This is a genomic window from Mesorhizobium sp. M0140 (genome assembly GCF_040322475.1).
Classification (GTDB): domain Bacteria; phylum Pseudomonadota; class Alphaproteobacteria; order Rhizobiales; family Rhizobiaceae; genus Mesorhizobium.
In genome coordinates this window covers 31,984-43,212 of sequence record NZ_JAMYTM010000045.1, presented here as the reverse complement: position 1 = coordinate 43,212, position 11,229 = coordinate 31,984, and the positions used below count along the sequence as shown (strand labels likewise).

Here is an 11,229-nt window from a genome sequence, read left to right as displayed (position 1 = left end):
TGATGGTGTGATGACGGACGGTCGAACCGGGATCGGAAAACCCGCTCAGTGGGTGCCGCTCAAAAAGCGCGTTGACCTGTCTGGGTCCGATCCGCGGACTTCATCAAGCCAGCGGCATGAACAGGCCGCACTCAAAGGCCGAATACATGCCTGCACCCGACCAACCTGTCATCAATGTCAGAAAGCCCTTGCCACGCGGAGGCCGTCCATACATGCCACTGAACTGTCATCCAGCTGCGATTAGAGCCTCGACCGTTTCTGTTACGCCTCTTGGCGGGGTTGAGCAACGGCGGAGGCGCGGGGCCTTCCATTAGCACAGCGTCGGAGCCGGTTGCGGTGATGACCTCAGCATAGGCTTAGCCGTGTGAGGAATGGGGCCTTGCGGTGTTGTACAACACGACGAGAGAACGCCCACGGGACCGAGGAACGCGAGTTTCTTTATCCATGGCATCCCTGGGCGGGGCGTTGTGTTCACGTTCATGAGGTGATCGAGAAGGCTGACCGGGTGGTTTCCGCTGCAGTCTCACTGGCCACGCCTCCGATCGGTGGCTGGAGGTTCCGGTCTGGATGTTTGATCGCGCGGTCTGCGCCGCGTGGCGCATTGCCGCTGCCCCACATGTTGATCCCAGAACGCTTGGCGTCTTGGTGACACTGCTGCAGGACGCGACGGCCAATTCCCCCACCCCATCGCAATTGGAGGATTCGGGCGCAGCATCGGGTCCTCACGACGCGAATCGGGGAGAGGTCCATGCCGCGCCAGCCCACGACATATCAGTTCGATCTGTTCTCCAACCCGCACGAGGCGGAGACCGCGCAGATGCCACCATGGCAGGCGCTGCCGGAAGAGACGCGCCTGACGCTGACAAAGCTGATGGTGCGCCTGATCCTCGATCACGTCGACGGCGCGCGCGCCGTTCAACGGGAGGAAGCGCGCCATGATGCATGAGAAGATCCGGCCCCACCATCTGGACCGCAAGGCGATCCTGTATGTGCGGCAGTCCTCGGCCCATCAGGTTCTGCACAATCGAGAGAGCAGCGCCCTGGAGTATGCGATGCGCGATCGCCTGGTGGCGCTCGGCTGGTCTTGCATCGACCGTCGATGACGATCTCGGCCGCTCTGCTGCTGGCGGTGGCGCGCGAGCGGGCTTCGATCGGATGGTCGCCGCAGTCTGTCTCGGCAAGGTTGGGGCGGTTGCGGCGCGGGAGGTATCGCGCTTTGCCCGCAACAGCCGCGACTGGCAGCAGCTCATCGAGATGTGCCGCGTCGTCGATACCGTGCTGATCGACCAGGAGACGGTCTACGCACCGCGCCAGGGCAATGACCGGCTGCTGCTGGGATTGAAGGGCAGCAACGAGTATGAGCTCGATCTTCTGCGTCAGCGCTCCCTGTCGGCCCGCTATGAGAAGGCCCGGCGCGGTGAACTCGTCGTCGCTGCCCCGGTCGGCTTCGTGAAGGTCGGCGACCGGCTGGAGAAGGATCCCGATCGTCGCATGCAGGAGGCCATCACCCTTGTGTTTGACAAGGTGTCGGAACTCGGCAGTGCCCGCCAGGCCCTGCTCTGGTTCCTCGAACATGGGCTGGATTTGCCTGCCAAGCGCAACAATGGCGATGTGGTTTGGCGCAGGCCAAGCTATGCGACCATCCATCGAATGATCGAGAACCCGATCTACGGCGGCGCCTACGCCTATGGTAAGACTCGTGCTGCGTCGGGATATAATGCAACAGCCATTCGCTCGCGCAGCCGCCGTAAGGCGCGTGATGAATGGCTGGCGCTGATCCCGGGTGCACACGAAGGCTACGTCAGCTGGGAAAGGGCGGAAGCGATCCGTAAGATGGTCAGCGACAACGTGCCCACGGGCCGGCATCACGGGGCGCCCAAGCATGGCGACGCTCTGCTCGCCGGCCTTGTCCGCTGCGGCCGCAAGCTGACGGTCCGCTACACCGAACCAAGCACAACATTCCGCGCTATTCTTGCTGGCGTAGTCTGCTTGACAATGGCGAGCCGCGTTGCATCGCCTTCGGGCTACGCGTCGACGACGCCATCGAGGAAGCTCTTCTGCGGGTTGTCGAGCCGGGAGCGATAGCCGCGGCCGTCGAGGCCGAAGCGCAAGCGGCCAGTCGCCGCGATCAGGTCCGCGATGCTCTGATGCGCGATCTCGAGGCGGCACGCTACAACGCCGATCGGGCGTTCCGGCAATACGACGCCATCGATCCGCAGAACCGGCTGGTCGCGGCGGAAGTGGAGTTGCGATGGAACCGGACGCTTACGCGTGTCGGCGAGATCGAGAGCAGGATTGCCGCGCATGATGCCTCGACATCGGAGCCATCACTTCTGTCGCCAATACACGTCACCGCGCTCGCCGCCAATCTCAAGGCAGTGTGGGCGGCGCCGACGACGGATGCAAGGCTCAAGAAGCGCATCGTTCGCACCGTCATCCGGGAGGTGGTCGCCAATATCGATGACGAAGCGTCAGAGATAGTTCTCCTGATCCTTTGGGTTGGTGGCGTCCATACTGAACTGCGCCTGCCAAAGCGGCGCCGTGGACAGCGCAACAGCACGTCCGGCGACATCATCGCGGCCGTCCGCCAACTGGTGCTCATCGCCAATGATGATCTGATTGCCGGCATCCTCAACCGCAATGGACTGGTGACCGGCCACGGCAATCGATGGACCCGCGAACGGGTCACCGCGCACAGGTCGCATCATACGATCCCTGTCTTCCGGCCAGCGGCGGACGGCAAAGAGCCATGGCTTAACCTGAACAAGGCGGCGCGCCTTCTCGGCGTTGCACCGAAGACCCTCAGGCTCGCCGCCGAGGCGGGCGAGATCGAAGCGTTCATCCTCTGCCGGATGGTCCATGGATCTTCAGCCGATCAACGCTTGGCGAACCGGCGGCTCAACGCATCGTTCATCGCGCGCGGCAAACCCAAAATACCCCACGGGATCGCGTCCCGATCAGCAAAACCTGTTCACTTCAACGACATAGACAGATGGGTGTTATGAAACAGGATTTAAGTCCTCCCGCCATTCGGCAATGGCACTGCGGGCGTGGTCGAGGCCGAAGAACAGGCTCTCGTTCAACAGCTCGTCGCGCAGTCGGCCGTTGAAGCTCTCGATGAAGCCATTGTCCGGCATGATGTTCTTGGTGCCATCGTTTGTTCGGTACGTCAGATTCGTTAAGCTTGGCGCATCCGGGCCACAGGGCACCGGGAGCACGCAAGTGCGGGCAGGCCGTCGTATGCAGATGAACTGCGAGTTCGAGCACATTATCTGGTCGCCCCTACGACTCGCCCGGATGCGCTGCGAGCGCGGATCCGTATTTGTCGTGTTGCCCGCTCGCTCCCTGTTCGTGACCAACGATGGAGGGGAACCGTGCGTATTATCGGCATGGACATACAGCCGCCGAGGTCGTGTCGTTGCTTGATGGCAAGATCGTCAAGCTCGGCCGCGTTCAAATGCTGCGCATTAGGCTTGAGGAGTTCGCCAGGAGGGAACTCACCCACGATGATCATTTGGTGATCGAGGCGACCGGCAATGCCGCGGCCGTCGCTGAAGTGCTGTCGCCCTACGTCGATCGGATCGTGATCGCCAATCCCAAGCAGGTGCACATGATCGCCCACGCGAAGGTGAAGACTGACACGATCGACGCCACTGTCCTTGCGAAGCTCTACGCCTCGGGCTTTCTGCCGGAGGTCTGGGTTCCGGATCCGGGGACCCTTGCCCTCCGAAGACAGGTCACCAGGCGGACACAGCTGGTTCGCCAGCGTTCGCGGCTGAAGAACCTGATCCAGTCAATCCTCCACGCCCACCTGATCCCGCCGTGTCCGCATGGGAACCTCGTCGGGATCAGCGGGCGCAAATGGCTGACGAGACAAATATTGCCTGCGGATGAGCGCGCCGCCATCGAGCGCCACCTCGGCTTGATTAACCAGATCAACGAGGCGTTGACGGTGGTCGAGGCGGATATCGCCGTACATGCCCTCCAGGATCCGACAATCCGCCGCCTGATAACGTTGCCCGGCCTCGACGTCACCGTGGCTGCGAGCGTTGCCGCGGCAATCGGCGACTTACGGCGCTTCAGCGATCCACAGAAGCTCCTTGCCTATCTTGGCCTCAATCCGAGCGTGCGGCAGTCCGGTGAGGGGGCCAGCCTATCACGGGCGCATCACGAAGCAGGGCCGCGGGCATGCGCGGGGGATGCTGGTCGAGGCGGCATGGGCGGCTGTGCGCTCGCCCGGACCTCTGCGTGCCTTCTCCAAGCGGATCGCCTCGCGCCGCGGAAGCACATCGCGGCCATCGCCACTGCGCACAAGCTTGCAATGATCATCTGGCACATGTTGAGCAAGGATACCGACTACATCTGGGCCCGGCCGGACTTGCTCGCCCGCAAGTTCAGATCGGTCGAGCTGCGTGCCGGCCTTCCGACCAGCCACGCCAGACGCGGCACCGCCTTCGACTACAACATCCCGGCCAAGCGCGCCGAAGAACGATCTCGGGTCGAGAAGGCGGAAGCTGCCTATGCAGCAGCGACTTCCGGATGGCGAACGAGGCCGGAAAGGCAGAAGGCTGTGGAAAAAGCCGCCGAATGAGAAGAACGGGCTACTCTACAACATCCGTCTGCATCGGCTTGCCTGGCGCGATGTAGTGCCATTCGATCCCGTGATCTTCGACCATGCGAGGATGGCGTTCGAGGTGAACTCGGTGCCAGGGTCGGAGACGATCATGCGCGGCTTGCCGCGGTGAGCGATCAGTTCCGTCAGTTCACGGGCAACCCGACGGCCGGAGATTGAGGTGTCCGGGATCGCGGCCAAAGATTCGCGCGTCACGTCGTCGATGATGTTGAGCACGCGGAAGCGCCGGCCGCAGGCGAACTGGTCATGCACGAAATCCAGCGACCAGCGCGCATTCGGCTTTGCCTCGACCAGGATCGGCGCCCACGTGCCGACGGTATAACTTAGACCAACAACGTGCAACCACGTTAGGACACTTTGAAGCTCAAAGCGAATTCTTGCACGCGAAGCGAAGATTTGCAGTATTCCAGCGTTATTGCCGCAATATTGCAGTGATTCGGCGAGCTACGCGGTAGTACTGTAGCGATGCACCTGTCTTGTTCTTCTGCGTTTCAATAACTGAGCCAATATGGAGTTAAACGTTGAGCGACATCACTAATACGGGGGGCGCGGCGGGCAAGGTGGGGGGATTGCTCAGTGGCGAACTGTAAACGTAATAACGCTCTTCGCCGCGCTTCTGGGCGTTCACCCATGACTCAAAGGTGGTACGAGCTGCTTTCTAGATCATGGTAAATATGAGGCGGCCAGCGCCATCGGAATGTCGCGTCTGGAGGTCGAAAGAGAGCATGAAGTGTGGAAGCGAAAACAAGGAAGTTTTCTGAAGATGTCGACGAGCAGCAGCGTACTTGGCGTACTCCAACTGGATAGCGTCCCTCAGACACTACCCGGGTCGATGAGTAATCCGAATACCTTTCGGTTCCCCATAGTTTGCCGGCGTGTCAGAGGAGCGTCCGTTAAAACCGTTGTTTCTGGAACGAACGACGAAGAGATGCGGGCTGCTTTTGTCGCTGTAGCTAAAGATTTGGTACGCGAAGGTGCAACAGCCATCACGACCAACTGCGGTTTCACGATCAAGTATCAAGCTGAAATGGCAGAGGCACTACCTGTACCGGTGTCGCTCTCGTCGTTACTGCTTCTGCCCTATATACTTTCCACGATCAAAGGGCGGGTCGGTATCGTAACCTTTGACTCGCGGCCACTGACGCCAGATATCCTGAAGTGTTCCGGTATCGAAGATCAAGATAGGATTGCGATCCGAGGCATCGAAGACTCGCTCACCTGGAGCGCCATGTCAGAGCCCGAAAATAAAACTACCATCCAGCAGATGGCGCATGATGTTCTAACTGCCACAGCGTTGATGCGCTCTCAATATGATGACATTCAGGCTATCTTGTTCGAATGCGCTGGCTTTACATCAGTAACTTCGCACATCAGGGCTCAAACACGGCTTCCGATATTTGATGCAGTGACCAACGCGAAATTGCTGATGTCTGGACATAACCTCACATTGCCGTCGGGGTGAACGATGGGTCCTGGCACCTTGGCTGGACTATTTCAACTGCTACGTCGGCTAAGCTTGTGCATGTAATCTCAGATAGCTTGGCCATGAGACCTGATCAGGCTGCTGCATTTCCATGAGAAGCCAACTCATATGCCAATTCGCAACAACACTCGCTCGCCTTTCACTCGCCCGACCTCCAAAGGCCGCTTGCCTGTCGTCGATAATGTTTCGGTGGCAGCCATTCTAGTTTCGAGCCGACAGGTATTGTCGATCTGTGAGGTTTAGATGTGACGAAGACAACCGCATCCAACTCCCACTTCAAGCTGTGTGCGGCGGCTGCCGCCGAGGTCCTGTCGAACCCTTCTGTGCTGCATGCACATGCAACAACCAACTCCTGCGTGCACTGCGTAAATGACGCTGGACAACTTTTTTATATCTGAGGGCTGAAAAAATGAACAAAGCACACCTCACGTTCGATCTCGAAGCGCCTGGCATGAACACAGGGCAACTCGTTGTTCCCGGCGGCGCCGACTTCGAAGCTATTTCGCTTCCGGTCTTCAGCCTCAATAAAGGAGAGGGGCCGAGCCTGCTTATCACAGGGGGTTGTCACGGCGATGAATTGGAAGGGCCGATTGTTGCGCACCGCCTCATTGAGTGGCTGCCCGCAGCGCAAACTTGTGGAAGGATCATCATCCTACCGGTGCTGAATCCTTTAGCTGTGCGGGCATGGAGCCGCAACACACCAGAGGACGGGTTGAATCTTAATCGGGTCTTTCCTGGTCGCGCCGACGGGTCGGTCACAGAACGAATCGCAGATGGCGTTTCGCGCTTATTGTTGCAACCAGTCGACATAGTGTTTGATTTGCATAGCTTTGGTCCAACTTGGGATTGTGCACCGTCCAGCCTGACGCATCCAATTGCCAACGCGGACCTCATGGCCAGGACTTTTCGAATGGCAGAGGCCTTCAAATTACCAGTGACCTTGTTATGGGAAAGTCACGATACGGCCGGAATGTTCGATACATGGGCGCAAAGCCAAGGCAAGGTGTTCGTTGGCACTGAATTCGGCGGCGGCTCCGTCGGTTCCGACAATCTGGCGATCTACGAAACTGGAGTACGCAACGCCCTCATCGCACTTGGACTGGTCGATGGAAAAGCCGAGAGCCCGACTTGTCATCAACGGAAGCCCTGCCAAACACTCGAAACGCTCTCGTCCGACCTGATTAAATCGCCAGCGCGGGGCATTTTTGAGCCTCGCTGTTCGGTACTCGAGGAAGTGCAGAAAGGGGATCTCATTGGCGTTCTTCATTCAATGGATTCTATATCGGCTGATTTGATTAAGTTTCATGCTCCAAGCTCATCAATCGTCTACGGCATACGATCCGGATTGCACGTGGACGCCAACGAGGCACTAATTCGTCTTGCTCGACCACTAGCAGGCTGTTGAAGAAGTCTGACGTATTGCCTTGAGAATGGCCTCGTCGCCGTTGTGGTAGGCGAATGTGATCTCGATCGAGCCGTCGTCGAGCAATTCGGTATGGCCATCGCCTGTGACTTCGTCCATCTCGTCACCTCCGCCCCATGTGAAGTGAACTGTCGAGGGGCTGTAGCTGAGATCGAGGCCGGCTTGCAGGGCGCCAAAGGCGATCTCGCCGTTGTTGTCGGGTCCGATGGTGATGGTTGCGGGTCCACCGAGGTTCAGATAGCCGCGATCCCACAGATCTGCTTCGATGATCCGCCAGCGGCCGATCAGTTGGCAGCCCGCGGGCGCGGTCATGTCGGGACCGCCAGCAGCTTCGGCAATCGCACCAGATTGTAGGCGGCAGCCGCGAAGGTGAAGGCCCACCCGACGCGGTCGCGGCCGCGCAACTTGGTCTTCTCCTGCCCGGCGACCGTCTTGATTCAGCCGAACGCCTCCTCGATGCGCTTGCGGATGCACTGGCTGACGGCATAGCCGCCGTGCCGGGTCGTGCGGCGCGAACGGGCGAAGTTCGGCGATCGATCGTGTTCTGCGCCACGTGCGGCGCGACGCTGTATAATTGGAAGGCAAAGTATGGCGGGATGGACGTGTCCGACGCCAAGCGCCTGAAGGCCTTGGAAGATGAGAATGCCAAGCTGAAGAAGCTGCTCGCAGACCAAATGCTCGGAGCCTCGGCGCTGCGTGAGCTTCTGTCAAAAAAATGGTAGGGCCCGCCGCCAAGCGCGAAGCCGTTGCGCATCTGCAGGCCGTCATGGGCCTGTCGGAGCGTCGGGCCTGTTCCTTTGTGGGCGCTGATCGCAAGATGATCCGCTACCAGTCCCGGCGTCCGCCCGAGACGGAGCTGCGTGGTCGGCTGCGTGACCTCGCCAACGAGCGCCGACGCTTCGGCTACCGGCGGCTGTTCATCCTGCTCAGGCGCGAGGGCGAGGCATCTGGGGTCAACCGCATCTATCGGCTCTACCGCGAGGAGGGCCTGACGGGTGCGCAAGCGCCGGGCACGGCGGCGAGCGGTCGGCACGCGGGCGCCGATCCTGGTCGAGGCAAAGCCGAACGCGCGCTGGTCGCTGGATTTCGTCCATGACCAGTTCGCCTGCGGCCGGCGGTTCCGGGTGCTCAACATCGTCGACGACGTGACGCGCGAATGCCTGGCGGCGATCCCGGACACGTCGATTTCCGGCCGCCGGGTGGCGCGTGAACTGACGGAACTGATCGCCCACCGCGGCAAGCCCGGCATGATCGTATCCGACCACGGCACCGAGTTCACCTCGAACGCCATTCTCGCCTGGGCGAAGGATCATCGGGTGGAATGGCACTACATCGCGCCGGGCAAGCCGATGCAGAACGGCTATGTCGAGTCATTCAATGGACGGATGCGCAAGATGGCACGAGCTGTATGGGCCATGCTCACGAAGAAGGAGAATTATTGGAATCCGGTGGTGGCAGCCTGATCGCCAATCGTCCATCGGTGTTGCGAGGAGGTCGCGAACGGTAAGGGCAAATGATCGACCAGATCGGGATCAGGAAAGCCAGTGTGATTCACGGAGCCACGAGCTCGCCCACAGTGATTTGGACCCTGATCCGCGCATCTCCATACCGGCCCGCGGCCATGTCAACGAGCCGCAGTTGTGAGGCCTGACACATGACCGCACTCGATCGCATGCTCTGCGCTGTTCAAAACCAACTTGCAAAACCGAGGGCATCCAGACAAATCACCGCTGCGGTCCGGTGGCGAGTGCCTTTTTCAACAGCCTGCTAGATCCGTAAGATGTGACTTTCATGCAGCCACTCTTTTGCACATTGCTGAAGCGAGACCGCTCTCCATGTCCGGCCGATTCAGACAGTGGAATCCATCTCGCTATTAGATGACGGCAATAAGAAAACTGCATTTGACGGAAGCCGCCAGGCGATTGATGTTCGAGTGAATGCAAGCGCCCATCATGGGGAGCGTGTACCTCCTCGACAAATGGAGACCAACGGTGAATTCGAAGCGGCCGCCGATACCCTGCACTGGGATACTGTTTGAGAGATCCGAATATGAGAGTCGGCAGAAGCTCGTGCTCGAAGCCGTGGAACGAGCTGATCTCGACGCCATCGTTGTTACCGCCAGAAGCCATCTCCGCTATCTAACTGGGTACTCTGGCGGTGGAGCCTATTTCGCCCCTTTCCCATTGATCCTGGTACCAGGGCGGGCTCCAACCATTGTTGTTCGGGAGTTCGACGAGGAAAACGTAAGGGCACATAGCTGTATCGACGACATTGTTGCTTATACGCACAGCGAAGATTTCCGCACTGTTTGTAGTGAGGTGCTGAGGCAATATGGTCTGGAGAATAAACGGGTTGGGATGGAACTCGGTTGCTGGTCACTCGCGCCCAACGACGTGACCGGTATTCAGTCAAAGCTCCAGGACTTAAATATTGTTGATGCTACTAGCATTGTCTCATCAGTCGCAGCGGTCAAGAACGAAGTTGAGATCAAATGCCTTCGCGAGGCCGCTATGTTCACAGACCTCGCTATCGACATTTTCAACAAGTCGATACGCGAAGGCATTACCGAAGCTGAAGTTGCAGGAGAGATCCGATCTGGTCTGGAGTCCGCCGAAGGCTCCATAACGGGACTTAATATTTGTTTTGGAGAGCGGCTGCGGTTGCCACACGCCGATCCAGAGAACCATCGAATCCGGATGAATGATGCGGCATTCGTTGAACTTAGTGGTGTTGTAAAAGACTATTGCTCTCCATTGTGCAGGTCGGCCGTCCTGGGACGCCACCCTGCGCTCGAAAGACTGCACAAGGTGGCGGAAGAAGCTATCGAAGCGGCTGTGGAAGTAATTCGGCCGGGGGTGACCACCGGGGCAGTGAGCGGGGCCATACGGAGTGTGATTAAGCGAGCCGCTCACTCAAAAGCTTTGCGTAGCAGAACCGGCTATCAGATCGGTACCTATTGGACCGAGCGCGGCGATCTAAGCATAGAACCGGGTGCAGAGGATGTGATGGAAGCGAATATGAGCTTCCATATGCCGATCATTCTGTTTGACGAGGATGGTTATCAGATCGGATGCAGTGAGAGCGTGCTGGTGACCGAACGTGGTGCCGAAATTCTGAGTAAAACGCCGCATGCAATGCATCGAGCCTCGTAGCTGAGGGGGGGAGGAAGATTGCAATCAACTAACCGGGGTAAGGAGTCGGTCTGTCTGGACCTGAGGTCGGAGATGGAATGCGCCGTCCTCGACACGCTCATCGCCAGTGCTGACGTCTTTATCCAGAATCTGAAGCCCGGGCAGTATCGAAAACTGGCTTTCGCATCTGCTATCTCCGCCGACGTTTTCGCGGCTGATCACCTGCGACATCTCTGGTTTCGGAGAGAAAGGGCCGTATTCCCATTTGAAGGCTTACGATTTCATCGTCCAGGCTGAAACAGGTCTATGCGCGATCACCGGCACCGGGCCCGCGCGTGTAGGGGTCTCGGTTTGCGACATCTCGGCGGGCATGACAGCGCATAGCGCCATTCACCGCGAGGTCACCGGCGAAGGGACAAGCATCCAGGTGTCACTGTTCGATGCCGTCGCCGACTGGATGAATGTTCCGGTTCTTCAACACGACTATAGTAGCTATCACACCGTACGCGCGGGGCGTGAAACACTCGTCGCTGGCGTGTATGGCGCATATCGTTGCCTG

The 11,229-nt window shown here is 59.1% G+C and carries 10 protein-coding genes and 5 pseudogenes; 11 read left to right on the top strand and 4 right to left on the bottom strand.

Annotated features, from left to right (window positions below; genetic code table 11):
- Positions 1-748: 748 nt before the first annotated feature.
- The 4 genes from NKJ37_RS29350 to NKJ37_RS29335 all read left to right on the top strand — a co-directional run bounded on the left by NKJ37_RS29350 (position 749) and on the right by NKJ37_RS29335 (position 3,005).
- Positions 749-946, top strand: coding sequence for a hypothetical protein (locus tag NKJ37_RS29350; protein ID WP_352694625.1), 198 nt, complete (start codon positions 749-751; stop codon positions 944-946).
- A complete protein-coding gene (locus NKJ37_RS29345) occupies positions 936-1,103 on the top strand; it encodes a hypothetical protein (RefSeq protein WP_352776151.1) in 168 nt (55 codons plus the stop codon). Before NKJ37_RS29350 ends, NKJ37_RS29345 begins: the two co-directional genes overlap by 11 nt.
- A gap of 52 nt (positions 1,104-1,155) precedes the next feature.
- Positions 1,156-2,085: a recombinase family protein gene (locus NKJ37_RS29340; RefSeq protein WP_352776149.1), complete on the top strand. Its 930-nt coding sequence runs from the start codon at positions 1,156-1,158 to the stop codon at positions 2,083-2,085.
- 62 nt (positions 2,086-2,147) lie between these two features.
- Positions 2,148-3,005 (top strand): hypothetical protein, encoded by an 858-nt coding sequence (locus NKJ37_RS29335; protein WP_352776148.1) that lies wholly within the window; start codon positions 2,148-2,150, stop codon positions 3,003-3,005.
- 6 nt (positions 3,006-3,011) lie between these two features.
- Here NKJ37_RS29335 and NKJ37_RS29330 read toward each other — a convergent pair.
- A pseudogene (locus NKJ37_RS29330) lies at positions 3,012-3,128 on the bottom strand (integrase core domain-containing protein); the annotation flags it as partial.
- Positions 3,129-3,418: 290 nt separating this feature from the next.
- On the opposite strand from NKJ37_RS29330, the gene NKJ37_RS29325 reads away from it, so the two are divergent.
- Positions 3,419-4,591, top strand: a complete 1,173-nt coding sequence (locus tag NKJ37_RS29325; RefSeq protein WP_502902031.1) for an IS110 family RNA-guided transposase — start codon at positions 3,419-3,421, stop codon at positions 4,589-4,591.
- A gap of 13 nt (positions 4,592-4,604) precedes the next feature.
- Here NKJ37_RS29325 and NKJ37_RS29320 read toward each other — a convergent pair.
- A pseudogene (locus NKJ37_RS29320) lies at positions 4,605-4,948 on the bottom strand (DDE-type integrase/transposase/recombinase); the annotation flags it as partial.
- Between the two features lie 382 nt (positions 4,949-5,330).
- On the opposite strand from NKJ37_RS29320, the gene NKJ37_RS29315 reads away from it, so the two are divergent.
- Entirely contained in the window at positions 5,331-6,095 is a 765-nt protein-coding gene (locus NKJ37_RS29315; RefSeq protein ID WP_352776146.1) for an aspartate/glutamate racemase family protein, read from the top strand.
- 430 nt (positions 6,096-6,525) lie between these two features.
- Positions 6,526-7,521 (top strand): succinylglutamate desuccinylase/aspartoacylase family protein, encoded by a 996-nt coding sequence (locus NKJ37_RS29310; RefSeq protein WP_352776144.1) that lies wholly within the window; start codon positions 6,526-6,528, stop codon positions 7,519-7,521.
- On the opposite strand, the gene NKJ37_RS29305 is transcribed toward NKJ37_RS29310, so the two are convergent.
- Positions 7,507-7,851, bottom strand: a complete 345-nt coding sequence (locus tag NKJ37_RS29305) for a hypothetical protein (protein WP_352776142.1) — start codon at positions 7,849-7,851, stop codon at positions 7,507-7,509. The two genes, NKJ37_RS29310 and NKJ37_RS29305, sit on opposite strands and share 15 nt — an antisense overlap.
- A pseudogene (locus NKJ37_RS29300) lies at positions 7,848-8,104 on the bottom strand (transposase); the annotation flags it as partial. The pseudogene NKJ37_RS29300 and the gene NKJ37_RS29305, both read right to left, overlap by 4 nt.
- Between NKJ37_RS29300 and NKJ37_RS29295 the strand changes: the two are divergent.
- From NKJ37_RS29295 to NKJ37_RS29280, 4 genes and pseudogenes are all read left to right on the top strand, one after another.
- A pseudogene (locus NKJ37_RS29295) lies at positions 8,100-8,930 on the top strand (IS3 family transposase); the annotation flags it as partial. The pseudogenes NKJ37_RS29300 and NKJ37_RS29295 sit on opposite strands and share 5 nt — an antisense overlap.
- Positions 8,931-9,394: 464 nt before the next feature.
- A complete protein-coding gene (locus NKJ37_RS29290) occupies positions 9,395-9,577 on the top strand; it encodes a hypothetical protein (protein ID WP_352776140.1) in 183 nt (60 codons plus the stop codon).
- 31 nt (positions 9,578-9,608) lie between these two features.
- The gene (locus NKJ37_RS29285) at positions 9,609-10,691 is read left to right on the top strand and encodes a M24 family metallopeptidase (RefSeq protein ID WP_352776139.1); all 1,083 of its coding nucleotides are present in this window, start codon (positions 9,609-9,611) and stop codon (positions 10,689-10,691) included.
- A 30-nt stretch (positions 10,692-10,721) separates the two neighbouring features.
- Positions 10,722-11,226, top strand: a pseudogene (locus tag NKJ37_RS29280) (CoA transferase); the annotation flags it as partial.
- Between the last annotated feature and the right edge of the window lie 3 nt (positions 11,227-11,229).